This window comes from Neobacillus sp. NRS-1170, assembly GCF_050468025.1.
In genome coordinates this window covers 32,612-57,218 of record NZ_JBITPF010000075.1, presented here as the reverse complement: position 1 = coordinate 57,218, position 24,607 = coordinate 32,612, and the positions used below count along the sequence as shown (strand labels likewise).

General features: G+C 41.9%; 25 protein-coding genes, 3 pseudogenes and 1 riboswitch. Of the genes and pseudogenes, 10 read left to right on the top strand and 18 right to left on the bottom strand.

Features of this window, described 5'->3' with window-relative positions; all coding sequences use genetic code 11:
* Positions 1-366 precede the first annotated feature (366 nt).
* From ACIFOT_RS27205 to ACIFOT_RS27185, 5 genes and pseudogenes are all read right to left on the bottom strand, one after another.
* Positions 367-967 (bottom strand): annotated as a pseudogene (locus ACIFOT_RS27205) (response regulator transcription factor).
* A pseudogene (locus tag ACIFOT_RS27200) lies at positions 964-1,692 on the bottom strand (sensor histidine kinase); the annotation flags it as partial. The pseudogenes ACIFOT_RS27200 and ACIFOT_RS27205, both read right to left, overlap by 4 nt.
* A gap of 94 nt (positions 1,693-1,786) precedes the next feature.
* Positions 1,787-2,524, bottom strand: a complete 738-nt coding sequence (locus tag ACIFOT_RS27195; protein ID WP_430070501.1) for an ABC transporter permease — start codon at positions 2,522-2,524, stop codon at positions 1,787-1,789.
* Positions 2,499-3,428: pseudogene (locus tag ACIFOT_RS27190) on the bottom strand (ABC transporter ATP-binding protein). The gene ACIFOT_RS27195 and the pseudogene ACIFOT_RS27190 overlap by 26 nt, the downstream one beginning before the upstream one ends.
* Positions 3,429-3,877: 449 nt before the next feature.
* On the bottom strand, positions 3,878-4,024 hold the full coding sequence (locus ACIFOT_RS27185; protein WP_430070498.1) for a hypothetical protein: 147 nt from the start codon (positions 4,022-4,024) through the stop codon (positions 3,878-3,880).
* Between the two features lie 251 nt (positions 4,025-4,275).
* On the opposite strand from ACIFOT_RS27185, the gene ACIFOT_RS27180 reads away from it, so the two are divergent.
* Together ACIFOT_RS27180 and ACIFOT_RS27175 are read left to right on the top strand one after the other, a co-directional pair.
* Positions 4,276-5,283, top strand: a complete 1,008-nt coding sequence (locus ACIFOT_RS27180) for a multicopper oxidase domain-containing protein (protein ID WP_430070507.1) — start codon at positions 4,276-4,278, stop codon at positions 5,281-5,283.
* A 135-nt stretch (positions 5,284-5,418) separates the two neighbouring features.
* Positions 5,419-5,586, top strand: coding sequence for an acyltransferase (locus ACIFOT_RS27175; RefSeq protein ID WP_430070496.1), 168 nt, complete (start codon positions 5,419-5,421; stop codon positions 5,584-5,586).
* Between the two features lie 48 nt (positions 5,587-5,634).
* On the opposite strand, the gene ACIFOT_RS27170 is transcribed toward ACIFOT_RS27175, so the two are convergent.
* Positions 5,635-5,799 (bottom strand): hypothetical protein, encoded by a 165-nt coding sequence (locus ACIFOT_RS27170; protein WP_335441842.1) that lies wholly within the window; start codon positions 5,797-5,799, stop codon positions 5,635-5,637.
* A 49-nt stretch (positions 5,800-5,848) separates the two neighbouring features.
* Positions 5,849-5,933: riboswitch (cyclic di-GMP riboswitch) on the bottom strand.
* Between the two features lie 188 nt (positions 5,934-6,121).
* Here ACIFOT_RS27170 and ACIFOT_RS27165 point away from each other — a divergent pair.
* The gene (locus tag ACIFOT_RS27165) at positions 6,122-6,877 is read left to right on the top strand and encodes a M15 family metallopeptidase (RefSeq protein WP_430070493.1); all 756 of its coding nucleotides are present in this window, start codon (positions 6,122-6,124) and stop codon (positions 6,875-6,877) included.
* Positions 6,878-6,907: 30 nt separating this feature from the next.
* On the opposite strand, the gene ACIFOT_RS27160 is transcribed toward ACIFOT_RS27165, so the two are convergent.
* Positions 6,908-8,086, bottom strand: coding sequence for a toxic anion resistance protein (locus ACIFOT_RS27160; protein WP_430070490.1), 1,179 nt, complete (start codon positions 8,084-8,086; stop codon positions 6,908-6,910).
* Positions 8,083-8,739 carry a 5-bromo-4-chloroindolyl phosphate hydrolysis family protein gene (locus tag ACIFOT_RS27155; RefSeq protein WP_430070487.1) on the bottom strand — a complete coding sequence of 219 codons (657 nt, stop codon included), beginning with the start codon at positions 8,737-8,739 and terminating at the stop codon, positions 8,083-8,085. Before ACIFOT_RS27155 ends, ACIFOT_RS27160 begins: the two co-directional genes overlap by 4 nt.
* Before the next feature lie 297 nt (positions 8,740-9,036).
* On the opposite strand from ACIFOT_RS27155, the gene ACIFOT_RS27150 reads away from it, so the two are divergent.
* Positions 9,037-9,207, top strand: a complete 171-nt coding sequence (locus ACIFOT_RS27150) for a hypothetical protein (RefSeq protein WP_430070485.1) — start codon at positions 9,037-9,039, stop codon at positions 9,205-9,207.
* A gap of 341 nt (positions 9,208-9,548) precedes the next feature.
* On the opposite strand, the gene gloA2 is transcribed toward ACIFOT_RS27150, so the two are convergent.
* Positions 9,549-9,935: an SMU1112c/YaeR family gloxylase I-like metalloprotein gene (gloA2, locus tag ACIFOT_RS27145; protein WP_430070482.1), complete on the bottom strand. Its 387-nt coding sequence runs from the start codon at positions 9,933-9,935 to the stop codon at positions 9,549-9,551.
* A 107-nt stretch (positions 9,936-10,042) separates the two neighbouring features.
* A complete protein-coding gene (gene wecB / locus ACIFOT_RS27140; protein WP_430070479.1) occupies positions 10,043-11,185 on the bottom strand; it encodes a non-hydrolyzing UDP-N-acetylglucosamine 2-epimerase in 1,143 nt (380 codons plus the stop codon).
* A gap of 231 nt (positions 11,186-11,416) precedes the next feature.
* Here wecB and ACIFOT_RS27135 point away from each other — a divergent pair, with 231 nt between their 5' ends.
* Both ACIFOT_RS27135 and ACIFOT_RS27130 read left to right on the top strand, forming a co-directional pair.
* Positions 11,417-12,460, top strand: a complete 1,044-nt coding sequence (locus tag ACIFOT_RS27135) for an N-acetylmuramoyl-L-alanine amidase (RefSeq protein WP_430070476.1) — start codon at positions 11,417-11,419, stop codon at positions 12,458-12,460.
* Positions 12,461-12,823: 363 nt separating this feature from the next.
* Positions 12,824-13,756 carry a LytR family transcriptional regulator gene (locus ACIFOT_RS27130; RefSeq protein WP_430070473.1) on the top strand — a complete coding sequence of 311 codons (933 nt, stop codon included), beginning with the start codon at positions 12,824-12,826 and terminating at the stop codon, positions 13,754-13,756.
* 74 nt (positions 13,757-13,830) lie between these two features.
* Here ACIFOT_RS27130 and rbsK read toward each other — a convergent pair whose 3' ends face one another.
* Positions 13,831-14,763, bottom strand: a complete 933-nt coding sequence (gene rbsK, locus ACIFOT_RS27125; protein ID WP_430070471.1) for a ribokinase — start codon at positions 14,761-14,763, stop codon at positions 13,831-13,833.
* 185 nt (positions 14,764-14,948) lie between these two features.
* On the opposite strand from rbsK, the gene ACIFOT_RS27120 reads away from it, so the two are divergent.
* Positions 14,949-15,509 (top strand): glycerol-3-phosphate acyltransferase, encoded by a 561-nt coding sequence (locus ACIFOT_RS27120; protein ID WP_430070469.1) that lies wholly within the window; start codon positions 14,949-14,951, stop codon positions 15,507-15,509.
* Between the two features lie 7 nt (positions 15,510-15,516).
* Here ACIFOT_RS27120 and ACIFOT_RS27115 read toward each other — a convergent pair whose 3' ends face one another.
* Together ACIFOT_RS27115 and ACIFOT_RS27110 are read right to left on the bottom strand one after the other, a co-directional pair.
* Positions 15,517-15,705 (bottom strand): hypothetical protein, encoded by a 189-nt coding sequence (locus tag ACIFOT_RS27115; RefSeq protein WP_430070468.1) that lies wholly within the window; start codon positions 15,703-15,705, stop codon positions 15,517-15,519.
* 1 nt (position 15,706) lies between these two features.
* Positions 15,707-16,300 carry a transposase gene (locus ACIFOT_RS27110; protein ID WP_430070466.1) on the bottom strand — a complete coding sequence of 198 codons (594 nt, stop codon included), beginning with the start codon at positions 16,298-16,300 and terminating at the stop codon, positions 15,707-15,709.
* Positions 16,301-16,477: 177 nt separating this feature from the next.
* On the opposite strand from ACIFOT_RS27110, the gene ACIFOT_RS27105 reads away from it, so the two are divergent.
* A complete protein-coding gene (locus tag ACIFOT_RS27105; protein WP_430070465.1) occupies positions 16,478-16,732 on the top strand; it encodes a hypothetical protein in 255 nt (84 codons plus the stop codon).
* Positions 16,733-16,775: 43 nt separating this feature from the next.
* On the opposite strand, the gene ACIFOT_RS27100 is transcribed toward ACIFOT_RS27105, so the two are convergent.
* Positions 16,776-17,213, bottom strand: coding sequence for a ferritin-like domain-containing protein (locus ACIFOT_RS27100; protein ID WP_430070462.1), 438 nt, complete (start codon positions 17,211-17,213; stop codon positions 16,776-16,778).
* A 353-nt stretch (positions 17,214-17,566) separates the two neighbouring features.
* Here ACIFOT_RS27100 and ACIFOT_RS27095 point away from each other — a divergent pair, with 353 nt between their 5' ends.
* Both ACIFOT_RS27095 and ACIFOT_RS27090 read left to right on the top strand, forming a co-directional pair.
* Entirely contained in the window at positions 17,567-19,366 is a 1,800-nt protein-coding gene (locus ACIFOT_RS27095; protein ID WP_430070459.1) for an N-acetylmuramoyl-L-alanine amidase, read from the top strand.
* A 254-nt stretch (positions 19,367-19,620) separates the two neighbouring features.
* Positions 19,621-20,067 (top strand): DUF6376 family protein, encoded by a 447-nt coding sequence (locus tag ACIFOT_RS27090; protein WP_430070455.1) that lies wholly within the window; start codon positions 19,621-19,623, stop codon positions 20,065-20,067.
* 91 nt (positions 20,068-20,158) lie between these two features.
* On the opposite strand, the gene ACIFOT_RS27085 is transcribed toward ACIFOT_RS27090, so the two are convergent.
* The 4 genes from ACIFOT_RS27085 to ACIFOT_RS27070 all read right to left on the bottom strand — a co-directional run bounded on the left by ACIFOT_RS27085 (position 20,159) and on the right by ACIFOT_RS27070 (position 24,379).
* Complete coding sequence (locus ACIFOT_RS27085; protein WP_430070452.1) at positions 20,159-21,337, bottom strand: sensor histidine kinase; 1,179 nt, start codon at positions 21,335-21,337, stop codon at positions 20,159-20,161.
* Between the two features lie 145 nt (positions 21,338-21,482).
* Positions 21,483-22,160 carry a response regulator transcription factor gene (locus tag ACIFOT_RS27080; protein ID WP_430070449.1) on the bottom strand — a complete coding sequence of 226 codons (678 nt, stop codon included), beginning with the start codon at positions 22,158-22,160 and terminating at the stop codon, positions 21,483-21,485.
* A gap of 69 nt (positions 22,161-22,229) precedes the next feature.
* Positions 22,230-22,742: a hypothetical protein gene (locus ACIFOT_RS27075; RefSeq protein WP_430070446.1), complete on the bottom strand. Its 513-nt coding sequence runs from the start codon at positions 22,740-22,742 to the stop codon at positions 22,230-22,232.
* A 152-nt stretch (positions 22,743-22,894) separates the two neighbouring features.
* Complete coding sequence (locus tag ACIFOT_RS27070) at positions 22,895-24,379, bottom strand: S8 family peptidase (RefSeq protein WP_430070443.1); 1,485 nt, start codon at positions 24,377-24,379, stop codon at positions 22,895-22,897.
* Between the last annotated feature and the right edge of the window lie 228 nt (positions 24,380-24,607).

Genomic DNA, 24,607 nt, shown 5'->3' with positions numbered 1-24,607 from the left:
TTTAGTTTTCAAAGAACAATTTCATCATCGCTCAAAAGCGACTTTATTATCATAACAAGTTATTAACTCGAAGTCAACAACTTTTTTGTTTTTCTTTCATCGTCTCGCTGACGACTTTTCCTATATTACAGGAGATTAATAGATTGGTCAATACCTTTTTTAAAATAATTTATGATAATATGAAAAAGCGTAGTGAATACAACAGTTTTCCTATATTCAAGCGCGGTATTTTTTTTGAATAAATTTTGAATTGCAAAACTGCCAAAAAATCCGCCCCCTATAACGGAACCGGACTATAACCATCTGTCCACCTAGAATGGATAAATGGAGCATATTGTCCACGAACGGTGCCTGACACCGTTCATACTATAGCCACCCTTTTTTCTCAGCGATGGCGGCGGCTTCGGTGCGGTTTTTGGCTTCGAGTTTGTGGATGATTTCGGAGATGTAGTTACGGACGGTGCCGGATGATAAATAGAGCTCGGATGTGATTTCTTTTGTTGTTTTCCCTATGGCTGCTAATCTTAAAATCTCTTGTTCTTTAGGAGTAAGTGGATTTTCCTCGCGGATAACGTTAAAGGTGAGCTCTGGGCTAAACACCCGTTTTCCCGCCATCACTTTGCGAATCGCATCCGCAAGCTCTTCGATCTCCCCATCCTTAAGCAAATAGCCGTGAACACCAATTTTGACGGCGCGCTCAAAATATCCGGGACGGGCGAAGGTGGTGAGGATGATTACCTTACTTGGTTCGCTCCTTCGTGCAAGTTCTTCCGCGACCTAGCCCATTCATAACAGGCATCTCAATATCCATTAAACAGACATCCGGCTTAAGCTCAAGGATGGAAGCAAGTGCTTCTTCCCCATTCATTGCCTGGCCAACCACCTTCATGTCTAGTTCTAAATCTAGTAACGAGCCGAGTGCCCCAAGGAGCATTCGTTGATCTTCAGCGATAAATAAGCGAATCAGACCGCTGCCCCCCCTGCTTTTTTAATAATTGGAACGTTTATTTCTAAAACAGCGCCATTATGGTTCGATAGGCTAATCGAGCCGTCGATTAGGGCCAGCCGCTCCACCATCCCGTTCAATCCATTTCCGAACTGCTTGGTCTTCTCTATGACCCCCATCCCATCGTCATGAATCACAACCCTCATTTTTTCAAATGATAGATTGATGGAAACAGAGCAAGGGGTCTCTCGGCTGTGTTTTACTACATTAGTCGCGGCTTCCCGCACACACATCCCGACGATATTTTGTGTGAATGGGGGAATTTTTGAAAAGTCATGATCTCCATCATATTGATAGGTAATGCCCGCTGCCCGTAAAATTTTGATTTGGATGAGTTCTTCGGCAATGGTTGCTGCCCGCAAGTCCGTAACAAGTTCGCGCACCTGCTTAAGCGCTGCCCTTGACGTCGTTTCCATTTCCTTTGCTTCAAGTCTTGCCCTTTCTGGATCAACTGCGGTCAGCCGCTGGACAAGCTGACTTTTCAGGGTAAGCAGGGACAACGTATGGCCGAGCGTATCATGAAGGTCGCGGGCAATCCGCACCCGCTCCTCATGCTTCACCAATTCTTCGATTTGCTTATTGGCTTTATCAAGCTCCTTTTCAAGCTCCATCCTCCGGTTCATCGAACGGATGCCAAACGGCGAAATCAGCATGATGATGAGAAATGGAACAAAATAAATAAGCTCAGCAGGCATGAAAAAGGTTTTTGTCCTCATTACATGGAAGGCAAACGGGAATATTTCCACGCATGAACAGGCTAAACGACTTTTTCATCCATCATCACACCGCTTCTTGTTTTCTTCTAATATACTTCGATAGTAGCATGAACAAAACTAAATACGCGATCAAAATCAGAATATTTTTCCAATCCGGCATGTTGCCACGAACAATCTCCCAGGCACCATTGCCAAAATTATAGGATGGCAGCCACTTACCGATGGCCTGCATCATTTTCGGCATAATCTCAAGCGGCATCCACAGCCCGCCTGAAATTGCGAGCACCATATAAATCACGTTGCTGACCCCTGCTGCAATTTCTACTTTTTTCATCATTCCGACTAGAGTACCGATTGCAAGAAATGGCAGCGAACCGAGCAAAATCCAGACACCGCTAAGGATCCATTCGGCTGCGGTTAAGGACACATCATTGATTAAAGCTCCTGCGATAAAAATAATCGTAATTGAAAAGGCATGAATTACGCTTTGTCCGACCATTTGCGCGGCAAAATACACGCTGTCTGATAACGGTGTAATTCGAATAAACGTTGACAAGCCTTGCGAACGTTCCTGCACCATCCGGATTCCGAGCGTCATCATTGATGAGCCCATTACACTGAACACCGTCATCGACATAAGGTAATGTGCCTGCCACTCGGCCTGATCAGGCGCATTCGTATTGACAACATTCGTGAAAATATAATAGAAGAGAATCGGCATCACTAGCGACCAAAACACGAAATAGCGATTCCTTAACACGCGAATAATCTCTGTTTTACATTGCATTTGAAATACTTTCATCTTTTATGACCTCCTTGGCGTTACCCGGTAATTGTTCGAATGCTTCCTCTAGCTTGCCGCGTTCAATTTGAATATCTTTCGCACCGATTTTTTCTTAAAAAATCAATTCAAGAACTCGGTCCGTATTCGACGACTGCACATAAACCCTGTTATTTTTTCGATAAATATCATCGATTTCACTGTGAAGATATAACTTCTCTAAGGATAGTTCCGGATTGACAATAAAGGACCCTGACTGTTTAGAAATTCTCGCTTTGATTTGCTGCGGCGTTCCGTCCGCCACGATGTTGCCGTCTTTAAAAAGTAAAATCCGATCGGCCGCGTCATCGGCTTCCTGGAGGTAATGGGTAGAAAAAATAATTGTTTTGCCCTGTTCAGCCAGAGTGTGAACTGTCTGCCAGAATCGATTTCTTGAAGTAATATCCATCCCGACAGTCGGTTCATCGAAAATAATCAGTTCGGGATTTCCTGCCAGAGCAAGAGCAAAACTAAGACGGCGCTTTTGTCCGCCTGATAATTTTTCCGCTCGGGTTTTAAGGTCCTGTTCGGTAAGTCCTGTTAAATTGATGAGTTCTTGCAGGTCGAGCGGCCTTGGATAATAGCTTCTGATTAATTGAAGAATTTCCCGAACCTTTAGGCCCGTCATCACACTGACTTCCTGCAGCATCGTACCGATTTTTTCGCGGACCTGCTTTTCGTGAGGTTCGAGGTTAAACAGGCTTATCTCCCCTGCTGTAGGTTTTAGGAGCCCTAAAATCATCGAGATTGTCGTCGTTTTCCCGGCACCATTCGGACCGAGTATCGCTACGACTTCTCCTTTGCCAATTGAAAAAGATACATTATCTACAGCTGTTTTATGTTGAAAGGACTTTGTTACGTTTGTTAGGGTTAAAATTTCGTTCATGTTAAGAACACCTCCTGCTTTCTTGATTTCATTGTACGTTGGAGGGGTGGGGAATTTTAGTTAGCAGTGTCATGAAAATGAGGTGACAAATGTCATATTGTTTTAAGGGGTTTCGTATAAAGGAAATGATTCATCTTTTGGATGATCATGACTGAATAGGCTAAAAGTCATTACGTTTATACACAAGTTTTGCGGTAGTTACCAACAGTTTTAGGCACGCTATCCACACTCCACCGGAAAATATCCACACTTTTCAGACTTTTATACACAAATAATGTGCATAACTAAAATTATTCAATTATTACCCACTCATTTATCCACAATCCAGTTAGAGTTATCCACTTTTTCCAGTGGTTTATCCACAAAACACATTGAGGTATCCACATTATCACGTTGATTTGTCCACAAAATACATAAAAAAAACCTAGAACTGTATCTAGGTCTTTGGGCTAATCTGATGATGTGGTGGAAGGGTTAATTTCGCTGGAATCGTTTTCCTCGACAATTTCCCTGAGTTCGCCGGTGTCACCTTTGGCATTGATGATTTCAAAGATTTGATTCAAGCCTTCACTCGTTTTGTCATTTTTATTTTTCATAATTAACCTCCTATTCTCTTTCTAGAATAACCATTTTATTTATTACTTATTTAATATTGTTACAGTGCCAACAGAACTTTGCTCACCTTTTCACAAAACCTTCACATACCTAATAAGTTTGCGTGACCGCCATCACTTATGTGAATATTCTCACAAGTTAAAATGAAAGCGTAATCATATTAATGAGGGTAAATGGGGGAGTTTAAGTGAGTAAAATATCTAAGTTTGGAGCAATTTTGGTCACTTCTGTCATGGTGTTAGGTGGTTGTGGTATTTCTGATGTTTCAAAGGAAAAGAAAGTTAAGGCGGAAGAAAGCAAATCCACAGCTACAAAAGTATTAGGGCCGCATGAGCATTTGAATCAAAAACCGACTCCAGTTAAAATCAATCGAATTGGAGAGCATGAAGTGAATATCGAAATGACTGCTCAAATCACTGATATTGAAATTTCCAAAGGAGATGTTTATAAAGCCTGGACCTTTAACGGCGAAGTTCCCGGACCCGTCATTGTCGTCAATCAAGGGGATAAAATCAATTTTAAATTATCGAATATGGATCCATCGATTCCTCACAGCATGGATTTTCATGCCGTACACGCTTCACCCTCAGCGGATTTTGCCAATGTAATGCCTGACCAGACAGGTAATTTCAGTTATCCCGCTAATAATCCTGGTGTATTTATGTATCATTGTGGAACAAAACCAGTGCTGGCCCATATTGCCAATGGCATGCACGGAACAATTATCGTCAAACCGAAAGAAGGCTACCCAACCGACTCAGAGGTCGATCGTGAAATCGTTATTATCCAGAATGAATGGTATAAATACAACGATTTAGATGATTTCACGAATGGAGTACCGAAGTATGTTGTCTTTTCAACAAAAGCATTAAAAGAAGGCGATGCTAATACGAATGGGGCCGTTGGTGCTTTAGTTGACAAACCTCTGCTTGCCAAAGTAGGCGACAAGGTACGGTTTTACGTGATGAATGTTGGACCAAATGAAGTAAGCAGCTTCCATGTTGTCGGCACGGTTATGGATGATGTTTTTGTTGATGGAAATCCGTTTAACCATTTGAAAGGACTGCAAACCATCATGCTCCCAGCTAGTGGCGGAGCCGTAGTCGAATTTACTGTCACAAAAGAAGGAAGTTTTCCGTTTGTCACCCATCAATTCAATCATGTTACAAAAGGGGCTGTTGGTATTTTAAAGGTGACGAAAGACGGTCATGATGATGGAAGTGCAACGATGTCACATTAATTATACTATCATGGCGCAGGGCCCCTCTCCCCGCGCTTTTTTTGTCGAAAATAAACTTTTTTCAAATGACAAAATTCTTCTCTTTTCACAACAGGCTTTTGCTATCTTTAAAGAAAAATCATAGGGGGCAACAGGATGGACTTTGAGATATTGTTAGATGCCATTTTAGGAGAACGACGAATTTTTCACATAATTGAATGCCCTGTTTGCGGTTTTGAAGAAATTTATTATGAACATCATGTAACCAAAAGACTGCTTGGACGAGCCTGTTCCTGCTGTAATTTTGTACAAAAATTCGCATAAAAAAAAGCCTGGGATTCTAGGCTTTTTTTAGACAAGTTTTGTTAACGATTACATTTTTGCCCCTAGCTCCACGGCCTTGCTATTATGGTAGCTGGATTTCACCCTTAACTTCATTCTTAATTCCTCATCAAGGCAGTCCTGCTGCAGGATTTCGTTGTGGCGGTACTGGATTAAATGATAATAATATTTGCCTCGAATAAACATTTTCAACACATGATAACCCCCCAATTGTGGATTACATAAATCGCAGGAGTACGTCGTGTTCGGTAACTGGCTAGCATTGTCGTTAGACATTAGCCCCTGTAGTTTTGCGTCACCACTTTTCAATGGCTTTGCCGTTTCGTACGATTTATGTGTTTATCAAAACTATATCCAACAAATTTATAAATGAAAAGTGTCTTAGGACCCAACAGGTGGAAATTTTTCTATTTTCCGCAAGGATGATTGTCTCTAAATAGGACTTGAGAGGTTTTAAGTCTATTAATAGTGTCCATGATGATAACAGGATTTAATTTTAAAAAAAAGGAAGTTATTCATGTTAAAATTGTGGCCCCCTACTATTGGTCTTCTCCTAGCGGCAATCTTGTTAGCAGGCTGCATGGAAAAATTTCATTTTGCACAGGAAGAGGAAAAAATCGCACTGAACAAGCCAACATCACATACGAATAAGACGCGCTCCTCATCCGATGAAAGTATCGCTGTTGTAGCCAATCCCGAAAGTATCCCTGTTCTTGTCAATAAACTGCATAAATTGCCGGAAAATTATTCACCGGGGGATTTAGTGGATGCGAATATCCCATTTATTTTTAAAGAGAAATCCGAGAAGCGGAAAATGCGTACTCCAGCGGCGTCCGCGATTGAAAAACTTTTCACGAGTGCTAAAAAACAGGGTGTAAATCTTTTAGGTGTATCGGCTTATCGCTCACACGCTGCTCAAACGGTCTTATTTAATAGCTATGTACATCAAGATGGCTATGAAAAAGCAGCAACCTATAGTGCGGTTCCCGGAACGAGCGAGCATGAAACAGGGCTTGCCATTGATGTGACCGGTGGGGATGGCCGGTGCGCGGCTGAGGAATGCTTTGGAGGAACAAAAGAGGCAAAATGGCTTGAGAAGCATGCCGCTGATTACGGCTTTATTATCCGCTATCCGAAAGGAAAGAATGCCATAACCGGCTACACTTATGAGCCCTGGCATCTCCGCTACGTCGGCAAAACCATCGCCAAAAAAATCATGAAACGGGGCATCACTCTAGAGGAGTACTATAACACAGTCCCGGTTAATAATTAAAAGGGTCTCCCTTCTGGAGACCCTTTTTCGTTATTTCCCTTTTATCTCTAATAGTTTTATTCTTAGGTCGTTCTCCATCGTAGCGAGTTCTTGTTCAGCAGCACGACGTTTGTGGCGGCCTTCCTCTTGAATGCGCAATGTTTCTTCCAGTGTGGTGATAAGGTTTTCTTGAGTCTTCTTTAGCGTTTCAATGTCGACTAGGCCGCGCTCGTTTTCTTTCGCGGTTTCAATTGTATTTGTTTTTAACATTTCTGCATTTTTTAACAGCAGTTCATTGGTCGTTTTTGAAACCTGCTTTTGTGCCTCCACCGCATGACGTTGGCGGATTAACGTTAAGGCTATAGCCACTTGGTTTTTCCAAAGCGGAATCGCGGTCATAATCGACGATTGAATTTTTTCCACCAACGCTTGGTTCGTATTTTGAATCAGGCGGATTTGCGGTGCGCTTTGAATCGTAATTTCTCGGCTTAGCTTCAAATCATGAAGCCGTTTATCCAAGCGGTCGGCAAATTGAATCATATCGTTGACTTCTTGAAACTTCATCTGATCATTGGAGACCTGTGCCGCCTGTTTTAACTGCGGGATAATTTTTTCATTCATTTCCTCAAGCTTGATTTCCCCTGCCGCAATATAGACATTCAAGGCGTGGAAATACTCTTTATTCGTTTCATATAACTGCTCAAGAAGCTTGATATCAGACAAAAGGACATTTTTGCTGCGGTCCAGCTTCACACTGATTCGGTCAATTTGCGCCCCAGTTTTTTGATATTTGGAGAGAACCTCCTGGATGGAGCCGGAAATTTTTCCAAACATACGCGCAAACAAGGATGGCTTCCCATCCTTTAAATCATCCGGATTCACCTCATTCAGCCGCTTCATTAAGTCGCTGATAATGTCGCCGATTTCGCCGACATCCTTTTTCTGAACGTGCTCGAGCATGGTGTGAGAAAAGCTGAGGAGCTTGCCTTGGGCCTGGGTGCCGTATTGAATCATCGCCTGATGGTTGGCGGGATCAATTTGCTCGGCAATCTGATACGCTTTTGCCCGGTGTTCCTCAGGAATGACGTCAATTAACTTGACCGGCTTTGGTTCACCCGTCTGCGGGGCCCGACTTTTAGATGGCGCGAGTCCGTCGCCAAAGGGATTAGCAAGGATATCATCTAATAAGTTGCCAGATTTATTGGGTTCAATTGGGTTGTTTTCGCTCATTTTAGCCACCTATTCTCTTCAGGAAATTTAGAGTCCTTTTGTTTTTTGATTGTATGCTTTGCGACATCAATTTCAAAATTTAAGGTATCGATATCATCAGATATCACATGATATAAATCCTCTTCCAAGATCCGTGTCATTTCATTTAAGGTTCGGCGTGTTTCAATTAAGGACTGGTCCAGCTCCATGCTTTTTTTCGGCTGAGTGGATAGGAAGTTATATTTTTCGGTCAGTTCCACCACGGAATCCAGATGAGAAAAATAAAAGGGCTCCGCCTGGTAAAAACGCTTCGGCTCCTTTAGGGTCATCTTTTGTATTTTTTTGGTGATTCTTAGTATATCGATTCTCTGCTTTACAGACGAAATATCGCGGATTGTGAAAAGATTTTTATTCAAGCGATGGATTTTTCGCTTGGCTTCCTTTAAATTTTTCTTAATGTAGCGGTATTCCTTGCTTGAAAGCTGATGCTTTTTTAAAAAGTTCTTGTTCATGAACAGCCCAAGTATTAAGTGGGTTAAGATCCCGCCCGCAATCGCATAGCCCAGGGATGGCAGAAATTGCTGATCAAGCGCTAAAAAGCTGATTAACCCGGTTAAAACGGTGACAGGGACAGCCACAAATGAACGAATGATTAATGAAAGGATAGGGTTCATAATAATCGACTCCTGACTAGGTTTCCTTTATATTCATACGAATAAAATCAATAGAATGTTTCACATTCTTGCAATTTGTACCAAAAGAAATGATTTTATCCACTACTTCCACACTACACGAAAAAACTCCTGCTTGCCATGGACCTCAAACGGAAAGAAAACTAGGACTTGAGACGTATTTGGACATCTTTTCTGGGGAAGATGAATTCCTCAATTTCTAAAAATGTTGGCTCCAACCCAAGAAATATCTTAAAAGATACATAGGCTAATTACGACTATGAGGAGAAAGGAGATTGTATGTATCATCCTTTTAGAATGCCCGTAGAGAATTATCATGGAAGCTATCATCATGGCAATCATCTTCAGGGATACAACCATCATGGGGGCCATCACTATGGACATCATACCAATTCACATTTGGGTCTTGGTCAAGTTGGCGCTGGGCTCTTGGGTCTTGGCTTAGGCTAATTAGGCTCTGGACTGCTTGGAGGCATCGGAACTGGAGGATTCGGCAGCTATGGGGGCTACCCTAGTTATGGCTCTGGGTCGGGTGGTGGATTTTACGGCTATACTCCGGGAACTGGTGGCGGCTACCCTGGTCTAGGAAATGTCAGTTACCCAGGACATGGGCCGAATATAAACCCCTATACATTGAGCAGCTATGGCACCTGGCCCCACAAGAATACGGCCTTCCGAGATGGTGTCAGGCACCGCTCGTGGACAGTTAGGCTAAATTGTCCATTCCACGCGGACAAAAAAGAAGGGCATGACCGAATTGATATGGTCTCCTGCTCTTCTTTTTTGTTGCTCTATTTTTCATAGAGTTCGATCGGCAGTCCGTCCGGGTCGGGGAAGAAGGTGAATTTCTTTTTGGTTACAGGGTCGATTCGGATAGCCTCGACATTTATTTGGTGTTTTTCAAAGTAGGCTGCTGCCTCTTCTATATCGTCAACTTCAAAGGCAATATGTCTTAAACCGGCGGCTTCCGGATAGCCTGGCCGTGCTGGCGGGTTTGGGAATGAAAACAATTCAATCTGATACTGCCCATTTATTTCTAAATCTAGCTTATACGAATCTCTTTCCTCTCGATAGACCTCGCTAATAGGGTTCATCCCCAAAATCCGCACATAAAAATCCTTCGACTTTTCATAATTAGAACAAATGATCGCAATATGATGAATCTTATTAAACTTCATTTATAACCACATCTCTTCTTCTGGATTCAATTAATAAACAGCCCTCTTGTCTTCTAAACAAAACAAGAGGGCACATAAAACTTACATAAATTTATCACTTTCCCTGCTTACTCCATGTCGGCAGGTCGTTGCTCGTTTCTTCCGAAGTGATAAAGAATCGCTTCGACGATTCGTTTGGAGGCGAATCCGTCTCCGTATGGATTGGAGGCTTTCGCCATTTTGTCATGGGCGGACTTGTCCGACAAAAGTTCATCAGCCAAACCAAAGATGGTTTCTTCATCTGTACCTGCCAGTTTCAAGGTTCCCGCCTCAATCCCTTCCGGACGCTCGGTTGTATCGCGCAAAACAAGAACAGGGACACCCAAAGATGGCGCTTCTTCCTGAACCCCGCCAGAATCGGTTAGAATCAAATAGGCCCGTGAAGCAAAGTTATGGAAATCAATCACATCCAACGGCTCGATCAGCTGAATTCGATTGTTTTCTCCCAATACTCGATTAGCAATTTCACGAACCACTGGGTTCATGTGAACAGGATACACGACTTGAACATCCTCATGCTTTTCCACTACTCTGCGAATCGCACGGAACATGTTTTCCATCGGTTCACCTGTGTTTTCTCTTCGATGAGCTGTCATTAAAATTAAGCGATCGTCCCCAAGCTTATCCAGAACTGGATGGGAGTAATTTGCTCTAACGGTTGTTTTTAAAGCATCGATAGCTGTATTTCCTGTAATAAAAATGGCTTCTTCTTTTTTATTTTCTACTAACAGATTTTGCTTTGATTGTACTGTTGGCGAAAAATGAAGATCAGCGAGTACTCCTGTCAATTGACGGTTCATTTCCTCAGGGTATGGTGAATATTTATTATGTGTGCGAAGTCCTGCTTCCACATGACCTATCGGAATTTGATGATAAAAAGCCGCTAAACTCGCCACAAATGTTGTCGTCGTGTCACCATGAACGAGAACGATATCGGGTTTTACCTCTGCCATTACTTCATTTAGCCCCTCTAAGCTTCGTGTGGTCACATCAATTAAGGATTGGCGTTCCTTCATTACATTTAAGTCATAGTTAGGTGTAATTTCAAAAATATTTAAGACCTGATCCAGCATTTGGCGGTGCTGTGCTGTTACTGTAACGATCGATTGAATTTGATCAGGATATTTTTCTAATTCTTTGACAAGCGGAGCCATCTTGATAGCCTCCGGTCTTGTCCCAAACACAGTCATTACCTTTAATAGATTTGTCATAAAAACCTCCAAAGAATATATGTACCATCATTATACAATTCACTATCTATATTTAAAAATTGCCAGCCAAATATAGCCCAACTATCATGATATCAAATTACACTAGCAGGCAAAAGCAATAACAGATTTAAAGCGGTATTTAAGGTATTTTTATAAGAAACTCACTCCTGCTTAAGCCCTGTCCAAATTCTCTCTTTTTTCATAAATATATAATAAAGGAGAGGATAAGCCATGAATATTATTCAACGACTCATTCCTGCCTCCAATACCGAAACCCGTCCTGGGTTAAAAATGGATCCAAAATACATTACTATTCATGAAACTGATAATACGAGTACAGGGTCGGATGCGGAGGCACATGCAAGATTACAAGAACGCGGGAATACCCGTACCGCGTCCTGGCATTTGCAGGTTGATGACCATGAAATCATTCAGTCCATTCCCTTTGATGAAGTAGCTTGGGCAGCCGGAGATGGAAGGGATGGGCCTGGGAATCGAACATCCATCCATATCGAAATGTGTGTGAATGCGGACGGAAATTACGAACAAACCGTTACGAATACGGTCGAGGTTGTTAAATACTTAATGAACCTATTCAATATATCAATCGATCACGTGGTCCCACATAAGCATTGGACAGGTAAGAACTGCCCAAGAAATCTATTGCCTCGATGGGATAACTTTATTAAACGCTGCCAATTAGCTGATGGCTGGGTAAAACAAGGTGTACAGTGGTTTTTTTATAAAAATGGCCTCAAACAAACTGACTGGATAAAGGACAAGAGTAAATGGTATTTTCTCGATGCCAACGGTGTTATGCAAACCGGGTGGGTGAAAGTCGATACTAAGTGGTATTTTCTTGATGAAAATGGAGTTATGAAGACTAGCTGGGTGAAGGTGAACAATAAATGGTATTACTTGGACAAGGATGGTTCGATGCAAACCGGCTGGATCAAATTAGATTCTAAATGGTATTTCCTTATGCCAAACGGTGAAATGGCCATTGGCTGGATTCAGGATGATAATAAGTGGTATTACCTTGGTTATCCTAATGGGGTTATGATTACAGGTACCCATATAATTAGCGGTGTCGAATATACTTTTGGCACAGATGGAGCTTTAATTGAAAAGGAAGAAACCCCTGTGCCCCCAGCAACAGATGGGACTGCAGAAACATCTGGTACAATAACTCAAACTGGCGGAAACTCAAGCGAATCAGATATCACATCCGACAGTCAAAATACTAATACAGCGAATGAAGAGCCTGCTCCTTAAGAGTTTGGCTTTTTTAATTATCAAACTCATTGAATTTTAATTAAAGATCAATGGGAATTATGTACTATAGATGATAAAATAAATGATAACTTCATAATATAACTAGAATATAAGCTTTATAGCTCCTTCACTCGATTCCACCAGATTCTGTTTTATGACGAGACAAAAACAAAAATCACCTCTAAGACACGGCATATTTCACCAAGAACCATACCTTCAATCATCCATACATATCACCCATCACGAATGTCCACCCAGGGCGTACAAAATCACCAAAGTGTCCACGAACGGTGCCTGACACCAAAATGACAGCACAATGACACCATTAAAATGGCATCATTAAAATTATGGGGGTTTTATCATATGAGATCTCAGAAGAAGAGAAGTAAAAAGTGGTTAAAGGTGACGGGGATTATTTTGTTACTAATCTTTGTGGCTGTGGGTGTATATAGTTACACCGTCTATAAATCTTTTAAAAATGCGGTTGTAACGATGCACCAGCCTGTTGAACGAATCCAGCCGGAAAAACGTGAGCTGCCGGTAGTATTGGAAAAAAAGGTGCCCTTCTCTGTCTTAATGCTAGGTGTAGATGAACGAAAGGGTGATAAAGGACGCTCTGATACCATTATCGTGTTAGCCGTAAATCCCAATAATAATTCAGTGAAAATGCTAAGCATCCCGCGTGACACCCGCACTGAAATAATTGGGAAAGGGAAAGAGGATAAAATAAACCATGCATATGCATTTGGAGGGGTACCCATGTCCATGGCTACAGTGGAAAATTTCCTCGATATCCCAATTGACTATTATATGAAGATTAATATGGAAGGCTTTAAGGACCTTGTCGATGCCGTTGGCGGGGTAAATGTCCAAAATGATTTTGAATTCGATGAGTATGGTTTTCATTTTGGAAAAGGAGACATTACCCTAGACGGTGAACAGGCTTTAATATTTTCTAGAATGAGATACGAGGATCCGCGCGGGGACTTCGGCCGTCAATTAAGGCAGCGAGAGATAATTAAAGCGGTCATTAATGAGGGGGTAAGCGTATCAAGCTTAACGAATTTCTCCGATATATTTGCAACACTGGGAAAAAACATCAAAACAAATCTTACCTTTGATCAAATGGTTGATATCCAGAAAAACTATCGAGAAGCCGGAAAGAACATTCAGCAGATGGAAATTAAGGAAACAGGAAAAATGATCAACAAAATTTACTATGGCATAGTATCAGCAGAAGAAAAGCAAAGAATCCAAACCGAACTAAAGAAGCAATTAGAATTAGGTGACCACTAAAATTGGAAAGGGATGACGAAAAAACTGTTTAAAAACAATTTTTCTGGCATCCCTTATAGTTGCATTTTGTTCTATTACTTTACAATACCTTCTCGCTTTAATATTGCCTCGACTTCGTGCTTATTAGGCATTGCAGTTGCTGTGCCAATTTTAGTCACGGAGAGAGCGGCCACTGCATTGGCGAAAGTCATTGCTTCCCTTACGGTGTAACCCGTGCTAAGTGCATGAGCAAATCCCCCATTAAAAGCATCACCGGCCCCTGTTGTATCAACAGCCTCTACTGTAAATCCAGGAACCAATTCACCATTGTTACTGCCGGAATAAAGGAACGCTCCCTTAGCGCCTAGCGTGATAATGACCGTGCCAACACCCATTTCATAAATCTTCCTTGCAGCCATTAAAGCAGATTCTTCATCTTTTACTTCTATCCCGCTCAGCTCAAAAGCTTCAGTTTCATTTGGAGTAATATATGCTACATCTGAAAGAATCTCTTTTGGAAACTCCTGATATGGTGCTGGATTCAAAATAACATGCACACCATATTTATTCGCCAGTTTCACCGTAGTGACTACCGCTTTAATACTTGTTTCCAATTGGAGTAAAACGATATCTGCTGTTTTAAACCTTTCCTCCGCTTCTTTTACTTCCTCTTCGTTTATAGTCCCGCAGGCCCCCAGGGCAACAACAATGCTGTTTTCACTTTTCGCATCCACTGCGATCAATGCCGCTCCAGTAGATTGGCTCGGATCAACCTTAATATATTGGGTATTTATATGTTCTGCTTCAAAATGTTTCATTGCGTCTCTACCAAAAAGATCATCACCCACTTTGGTGACAAACGTAACCTCTGAGCCGCACCTCGCAGCAGCTGTTGCCTGATTCCCTCCCTTTCCTCCAGGCCCCATTTGAAACGGCCCGCCAAGAACCGTCTCCCCCGGCTTTGGAAGATGAGGTGCCCGGCTCATTAAATCCACTACATAACTGCCAACTACAAGAACATTAGACATAAATACCCTCCAAATAATGAACTAAATTCTCTCTAAACAATCAACACAAAATTGTAATTGAAGATTTTGGCATTCTACTTCAAAATAAAAAGAGGTGGATGAATTTCCCACCATACTTTTATTATATATAATTCAACTTGATACGGGCTACCAAAATTGCACACAACCAGAAAGGTGTGATTCGATTGATTTGGCTTTATTTTGCCTGTTCTTATTTCATTGGGTGCCTTATGTTTGGATTTCTGCTGGCGAAAGTGGTCTATCGCAAGGATATAAGACAGCATGGGAGCGGAAATGTCGGGGCGCGAAATGCCGGGCGCCTGTATGGCAAAAAGGCCTTTGTTATCACGTTTCTTGGGGATGCCTTAAAGGGAAGTCTGATCATTCTAATTGGCCGGTATCTCGGCTTTTCTGAACCGATTCAATTAATTGGTCTCTCCTTTGCCATCATTGGCCATTTAAAACCCGTTACTCTTAAATTTAAGGGCGGGAAAGGAATTTCAACGTTCATCGGCGGGATGGTTGCCTTTGAGCCGTTCCTTGCTCCGGTGATTGTCCTGGCCTTCCTCGTGACCTATCCATTCACAAAAAGCTTTACCTTTTCAGGGCTAGGAGCATTCCTTCTCATCCCTGTGTATTTGTTCATTAAGCATGATCATTGGGTGACCGGCGTGTTGGCAATCATCCTCCTTGCTTTAATATTGCTCGCACACTCTGAAAATATCAAAGAAAGATTAAAAAAATAATTTCCTATCAAGCTCCCCCATTCAACTTGACCCCTTCCCAAATGCTTAGGTCGGTGATGCGGGAGTTCCCATGCAAATCGGAAATCGTACGGGCGAGGCGGATGATTTTGATTTGGGTCCGATTGCTGAATCCATTGTTAAAAGATAATTCTTTTGTATATCCACTTTTAGACCAACGCTCGTCACGCGCGCCCACATTATAACATCACCTTCTCGCCCATATAGAGCTTGCCATCTTCCCAGAAAAATTTATCATTCCAGTGGGATTTCATATATTGCTTATAATGCTGTGTCTGTGGGTGAGGAAAATAGGAAAGAATCGGCTGGGGATCAATTAACGGAATTTCCTCCAAGTCGCTGTAAGCTCGATAGCTGCTCCAAGGATAATCCTCGGGCAGGTTCACCATGCCGGCGCTGACAGGATTTAAGTGAATATATTTACTGACATCGAGTTCATATTCAGGGGAATTAAGCAGTTCGGCGCCATAGCGCTTTTCAAATACATGCCCTGAATAATCGTACTTTTTATTAAAAAATTTCGCGTATTTCGTATTGAGGTTTTTCATAATGATGCTGAGCGGAGATTCAAGTGTTTCAATCTGGAGGTGGATATGATTCGTCATCAAGCAAAACGAGTGGAGGATGAATGGATATTGCTTTCTTGTTTCTTCTACTAAATTGAGGTACTTTTCATAATCTTCTTCATCATAAAAAAGCGTATTTCTTCTGATTCCCCTGCTGGTCACATGATATTTCGCACCGGCAAACCACAATCTTGGGCTGCGTACCAAAGTAAATCACTCCTTTTGCATTAACTACTTTTTATTATACTGGAATCAGCCTTTTCGATTAGCAATATTCGCAATATTTAACAAAATGTTCAAAGCTGAAAACGACCAAGCTGTCGAATGTATAAAAAGTCCTGCCAACTAATATTTATTTACTATAACATTTTACATCTAGGGGGTATGTCTCTGAAAACGATAAGAATCCTTCAATGGCTGATTGGTATTCTCCTATTGGTGTATGGGATTTATCTTATATTCGGAACGCAAGAATTTTTCGGGACCATTTTAATTATTGGGGCCTTTTTAATTTTTCCGACTGTAAAAAGAAAAGCTCATTCCAATGATTATAACGATAATAATGATGTTTCTAAAGATGACAATACCTATGCAGGCGGTGACAGTGACGGCGGTGGCGGAGATTCAGGGGGAGATTAACAAATTTATATAAAAAATGTCCCCGATTTTGGGGACATTTTTACTACATCTTTGAAAAAAAATACAAAAACCACACGGCATGATTTTGTTCGTCAGCCGCCGCTCTTCGAAAAATCCTTCTTATTACTGGGTCTGTCGCTTCATCAGCGATTTCTAGATAAAAATCAACGGTATGCTGTTCATCCTGCAAGGCAAATTCCAATCCTTTTTTATAAACATTTGGACAATCTTCCGTAATTTTTGGCTGGGGCTGTCTGCCTGTTAAACGGCTATAAAGCTGGACAAACTGCTGATAATGCTTAACTTCATCCTTACGAATTTCAAGGATTTGCTTCCGTTCCTTTTCATTCGACGCAAGTTGGGCTAATTTGTCATAGCAATTTATCGCACTATACTCACCATCAATAGCCTTTTCAAGATCAGTAATCATTTTATGGGGCTGCCTGTTTATCGCATCGTAGTAATTTGTGTAAGGATACATAACGCGACCTCCGTTTTCATTACTATTTGTATATCTTACGGTCACAGAAATATAAAGTGCAGATTATAAAAATTTGTCGTCCAATTCTTTTACACAAGATTACTCATTCCCCGGGAAACATTCATTATTCGACACTATCCCCCTCCTTATTTCCAAAATTGGTAGAAAAATGTCGAATTCCCCTTCACATAATAAAAAAATCAGTTTAATATAAAAAGGGAGCAAAAACGGAAACTTTTGGTAACATTTGCGATAAGGGAGCGTGAGAATCTAGTAGAGAAGCCATACAACCTTTCAACTAGGGGTTGTACCGACTCTTTAGAGTTAATAAAAGATTAAAGGGGTACTATGCTTTGAAACAAAAACTATTAATCTTCTCAATTTTTGTCCTGTTATTCGCAGGATTGGGGATCGGAACTAGCCATACGTATGCCGACAATTCGGGATGGAAGCTGGAAAGTGGCAAATGGTACTACTACAAAAATGATATGGTGGTAAAAGGCTGGTTATACATAGGAAATAAGTGGTATTACATGGATAAAACCGGGACAATGAAAACTGGATGGGTGTTGGATCAGAATAAATGGTATTACATGGCCCCATCGGGCGTGATGCAGACCGGTTGGATTAATGTTAATAACAAATGGTATTACCTCCAATCAAGCGGCGTGATGAAAACGGGCTGGCTGCAACTTGGGTCCAGCTGGTATTATCTTAAGTCCAGCGGGGAAAGAAGTACCGGACTTTTAGCTCTCGATTCAAAATTGTACTATTTTAATAGTTTAGGTGTCATGGGGTCGAATCTATGGCAAGAAATAGACCAAAAAAAATATTATTTTACTAGCGATGGTGCCGCAGCAAAAGGCATCACGGATATTCTGGGAAAAAGATTTCTTTTTAACACGGATGGTACGCTTGTCTGTGGATGGGGCAAGGTGGATGGAAAGTGGTATTTTTCTAATAATGAAGGTCTAATTCAAACCGGATGGATTATCTACTATGATAAAAAATATTTGTTAGACCAAAATGGCATGATGAAAACGGGCTGGTATCAAGAGCAAGGGAAAACCTACTTCTTCGATAATGGCGGAGCTTTAAAAACAGGCTTTGCCACCTTGGATGGGAAAGGATATTATTTCGATAAAGATGGTGCCCTATATAGCGGCGGCTGGTTTTCTGTCGATACGAAAAAATATTACGCAAATAAAGCGGGGCAGCTACAAAAGGGCTGGCTGCTTATGAATAACACTTGGTATTACCTTGGTGACGATTTCGCTATGAAGTCAGGGTGGATTTTTGACGGTGGAAAATGGTATTTTTTAAATGGCCAAGGCGAAATGCAAACAGGGTGGCTGGAGGATAACGGCAGCCGTTATTTCTTAAATTCAGGCGGGGCCAGGCAAACAGGCTGGTTGAATCTTAGCGGCAAATGGTTTTACTTTAGTCAGTCAGGGCTGTTGAAAACAGGGTGGTTCCAGGATAAAGGCAACTGGTATTACGCCGACAATAATGGCATCATGCAGACTGGCTGGATTACGGTTAATGGCGAGGATTACTTTTTAGAGTCCAGCGGAGTTTGGGTTCCTGCTTCGCGGGATTTAGAAGGGAAAGTGATTGTTCTCGATCCCGGTCATGGCGGTTATGACGGCGGGGCAAGTGCCGCAGGTGTTCTTGAAAAAACCATTAACCTGCAGGTTAGCTTAAAATTTGCAGACATGTTAAAACGGCACGGGGCTACAGTTTATTTGACTAGGAGCACGGACGAATTTATTTCATTGGATGGAAGGGTCGAATTTTCCAATTCTATTAAACCAGATGCGTTTATCAGTATTCACATCAATTCGGCAGGAAGCAGTTCTAGTGCCGCACAGGGGATTGAAACCTATTTTAATTCTGTCGACGGGGTGATGCCTGAGGAAAGCAAACAGCTTGCTACTTACCTTCAGAATGAAGTCATTAAAGCAACCGGCGCCGTCACAAGGGGCGTGAAGGACGAGAGCTTCCGGGTAATAAGAGAAAATAACGCACCGGCAGTCTTAGTGGAAATCGGCTTTATCACTAATACCGGGGAACGGGCCAACCTTATCAGCGACAGCTACCAAAACAAACTATGTAATGGATTAATAAACGGATTACTGAAGTTCTTCAATTAATAAAGAGAAATAAAGCATTGACAATATGGATGCAGAATCCGTATAGTCAATGCTTTTTTTGGTGAAACAGAAACTAACAAGATTAACAAACGTATAATAGTACAATTGGTGTAAAACACAATTGGTGTCAGGGTGTCAGGCACCACTTGTGGACACTTGTACGCTTTCAGTGGACAGTTGGAATTTCCAGCTGATCCGTGGTGGTCTTCTATTGCATGCACAATCCACTGTAATATAAAAAGGAGGGTTTTATAATGAAAAAATGGGTAATGGTTTTACTTGCCAGCTTTTTGCTGCTGCTTAGTGGTTGTTCTCTGCTGGATGATGCAAAGAATACGGTCACGTATATAAACGAGGCAACTGGTTATTTAGACAAGGCGACTGCTTTTGCTAATGAAGCACCTTCTCTTGCTCAACAAGCTGTAGGAAATCAGCAGGCGGCTAAAGAGCTTGAAAAAATGCTAAAGCAGATGAAACAAGAAATTCAATCATTTAATCAAGTGCAAGCACCGGATATAGCTGTTGATTTACACCAGCAAATTATTGATCAAAACAATAAGTTATTAGATGGAATTAACCTCTATTTAAATAAGTTTAAGAACGGCTTACTAGACCCATCGGCTTTACAAAACACCGAACTCTTTCAAACCGTTCAGGACATTACCAGCATCATTAATCAAATAAAACAGCTCGGACAGTAATGCCATTTCGAAGTTACACAAGGAGTGTCCACCATACGCGGACAAAACCCAGGAATTGTCCACGTTTGGTGCCTGACACCATTTACAGCATTTACACCTTCCTTAACCAAATTTGAAACACCGCTCCGCCCTGTACTCCGTTCAGCGCATTTATCGTTCCGCCATGTCCTTCAATGATGGCTTTGGTGATGGCAAGGCCGATTCCCGAGCCGCCCTCTTCCCCGCTATAGAACCGCTGGAACACCTTGTCCACTTCTCCTGGCGCGAACCCTGATCCATCGTCCTTTACTTCTATCAAAAACGTCTTCCCATCCCTTATGCTGCTTTTCACGATGACCACCGATTTTGAGTAGCGAATGGCATTCCCTAGCAAATTGATAAAAGCCCGCTTCATTTTTTCACGGTCGACCATAACCGGTTCGGATAGGGCACCTTTCACAACAATATCGATTTCCCGCTGTTCAGCCAATGCCAAAACACTATCCACAGCCTCCTGAATGATAGTCTCCATTGACTCACGCTTAAACACAAAGCTTTCCTCGACACTCTCTAGTCTTGCTAAATAAGTAATTCCTTCGACAATTCGCTTCAGCCGCTGGCTTTCGGCAATGATAACATTTAAGCTTTTATTCACATCTGCGCCGGTTACCACGCCATCTAAAATTCCTTCAGCGTTACCTTGAATCGCCATCAACGGCGTTTTCAATTCATGTGAGGCATTTTGAAAAAATACCTTTTGGTCCTCATCATACTGCTTCAGCCTCCGCGACAAAGCATTAAAGCTTTCGGCGAGTTCGCCAATTTCATCCTTTGTGGCAAGACGGATCTCTCTGTTCGCCCCTTTTAGCGAGTAATTTTTCATATGTTCGCTAAGGTTGCGAATGGGCCGTGTTATACCTTTTTTAAAAAATAAGCCTAAAACCACAGCGATCATTGCCGAGAGCACCAAACTAATCAGCTGCGACCTCCCCATCAAACGATTCAGTTCCTGCACTTCATCAAGTCTGGCTACTAGGGTTACATATCCTCGCGTCTTCCCATTCTTCGCTTGGATCGGCACCGTTTCTGAAACAAAATTTCTTCTAGGCCCCTGCCTAAATTCTTCTAAGGCAGCTTCTTTTAAATCCGTATAAATAATCTCCTGCTGTGCCGTCCAGATAATCATTTTAGAAGACAATAATCGTTCGGTGACTGCCAGCGCTTTCCGGTTCATGAGCTTCTCCTCAATCACCGGTCTGGAGAGCGCCGACTTTCCTAGCAACTGACTCATCACCGTGGCTTCCTTATGCATCTGCTGCTCGGTTTCGTGGATCAAATATCGCTGGGAGATAAAGCGAAAGGATACGCTTGTAATGATGAATATAATAATAATCAATAAAAAATAAGTGAATAAGAGCTTCGAGCCTAATTTCATCCTACTCATCCAATCTGTACCCATATCCCCAAATTGTCGATAACACCACCGTTGACTGCTGCTGCTCCAATTTTTTCCGAACCCGCTTCACCAAATCATCGATCAGCCGCCCATCGCCAGCAAACTCATAACCCCAAATAAACTCCAGCAGTTCTTCTCTTGTGAAGGGTTTCCCTTTGTTTTGCGCCAAAAAGTTGAACAAATCGTACTCCTTGGTCGTCAGTTTGATTTCCTGGCCGTCTTTTTCTATGTATCGCCGCTCCGTATCAATATTTACATCCCTTATGTTCAGGATTTGCGTCCCATTACCTGCCGTTTTCTCAAGCCGCTTAAAGATATTTTTGATTCGAACCATCAGTTCACGCGGGCTGAATGGCTTCGTCAGGTAATCGTCCCCGCCAAGCTCCAAGCCCAAAATCCGATCAAATTCACCGTCCCGGGCGGAAACAAAAATAATCGGAATATCGCTCACTCGGCGAATGTCTTTGCAAAGCTCAAGTCCATCGAGATGAGGCATCATGATGTCGATGATCAATAAATCCGGCCTAAGCCGCAACATTTCCTGAAAAACTTGTCTTCCGTCCGAAAAAAGTGTCACTTTGTAGCCTTCATTTTCGATATATTTTTGCAAAATATCTCTTATATTCTTCTCATCATCCACGACAAAAATATGCTTCATCAACGGTTCACCTCGCTTCCATTATATAATAAAGAAGAGATAGCACTGAATACTATCTCTTCCACAATGTTATTTTAAAATCTCAATCATCTTATCCAGTTCTGCCAGTTTCTCTTTCATTTTTTCATTAATCTTTTGCTGTGTCGCGGTCAGTTTGTCGAACTGTTCACTGCCCTCGCCATTTTTTAACGCTTCCTTCAGTGCCTTCCGCTCATCGCGTCCCTCTTGTATAAGTGTCTTCATATCGCTGTTTAGCGACTTTAGTTGCTGCTTTACTTCTTTTGCCTGCTTCATGTCCTCTTTATTGCCGCTTTGTTTGGCAGCAACTACTAAATCGAGCAGCTGGTCCCTTTTTTCAATCATTTGTTTCTTCAGATCAAGGCGATCTTCACGAAGCTGATTCACTTGATGAATTTGATCTTTAAATTGGCTAAGCACCTCAAGCCGTTTGCCTGCATGTCCTGCTTTTGCTTCTACTTTTGCCGGCTGATTTTCCGCAGCGGAAACACTTTGGATTTTAGAAACGCCGCCTAACAGCATCAAGGCCCCAACCCCTACAATCAATCCTTTTTTTAGATTCATTTTCATCACTCCTTTCATCTTCAGTATAGACAAAGAGTGTGGCAGAACTTCGGGATAAATGTGTGAAAAGTGTGTGAAAATGGGCCGGGAGGTGAGGCTGTAAAAATAAAAGCCTTGCCAGGAAGGGACTCATTCCAGCAAGGCTTTTAATATTATTTACCAGTTAATGCATTATAGGCATTGGCCTCGCCAGACCCGAACAGCTCATCATGGCCTTTTTTTCCATAATCTATGGCAGTCTTTTCGATTAAGGCCTTCACTTGTGCTGGAGTATAATTTGGGTGAGCCGCTTTGATAACACCGGCGATTCCAGCTACTTTTGGTGAAGCCATGGATGTTCCGTGAAGGTAGGCGTAGCCTTTATTATCGACCATAGTAACATATTTACCCATTTTTGTTGGCCATGTTGACAGGGCCCGATAAGTAAAATCTCGTTGTCCTAAATCACGTGACCTATCATAAACTGGACCGTTATCTCCACCAGGAGCTGCTACATCAATAAAACTATTTCCATAGTTGGAATAGAAGGCAAGTTTATCCGTCGACCATTTATTGGAAGATGATACAGTAATGACCCCTGGAAGTCCGCCAGGTGTTTCAATCGCGACCCCTTTGAAAAGGAACCCTGAACTAGAATATGTTGCATTCATATAGTCAGTTAAAGACTTTTTATCAGCATAGTTAAGTGACTCATTACCAGCCGCCGCAACCACAGTTACATTCTTATTAACTGCGTATTTGATGGCCCGCTTCCATAGAAGAACATCGGCAATATCGTTATATCGAGTGCCATCAAAATAATATTTTAAATTATCGAATCCGCCAATCGACATATTAATAACGTCAACACCATCGTTGGCAGCTTGGATGATTGCTTCTACGATTGGTGAAGTAGGAGCACTGCCGCTCCTGTCAAATATGCGATACGCACGGATTCCTAAATTAGGACCAACGCCTTTTACTAATCCATTTGCAGCGATGGAACCAGCGACATGTGTGCCATGCCCGTTTGTATCTGTTACGTTATTCGGATCACCTGTTTCTTCATCCACATCACCAAAATAACCATTTTCAAGAACAAAATTCTTTCCACCCAAATAGTTACTCTTTAAATCCGGATGTTCTGTATCAATACCGGAGTCGATCACGCCGACTACCGCTTTATGAGTGACGCCGCTCGCCGTTTTTGTCCCACCAGACTCTATTGCAAATGATTTCCCTTCGTTAGTTAAATAACGGATATCCCATTGGGAGCTCCAATATGTACCGTCAGCATCTGGAGTAATATCTACTCTCTTACCATCTGCTCCTTCAGGATTACCATCTTCTAATTTGTAAGCCCTTTCATTGTTTGCCGCCACAATAGTACCGCTCGACTTCAACTGGCTGAGGAAATTGGGATTTGAGGATCGAACCTCCAACCCGCCAACCTCTGGCATAGCCCTTAATACTTCACCGCCAGCATTCTTAATTTCAGCTAGATAGTTCTTCGGTAAAGACTGACTATAAGCAATCAGATAGTTTTTGCTTACAGTCTGCGTACTTGCAGATGTGTGAACACTAGTTGAAAAACCTAATAGAGACATTGCTAAAACACTGCTGGCGACAATCGCCATTCCTCTTTTTTTCTTTTTCACAAGCAAGACCTCCTCTATATTTGTCCCAACGTTCTTAATTTTAAAACTATTAATTCCCCTTTGAAAACAAATACTTCTCGATAAAGAATGACACCGGACGCAGAACTTGCCTAAGCTTGTCTTTATTTAAAATTTTCTAGTAAAACGGGAAAACTTCATTTCTAGTCATAATTCCTTCTTTTTCATCAAAAAGACCTCTCTGCACAGGCGGAGAGGTCCTACAAATCA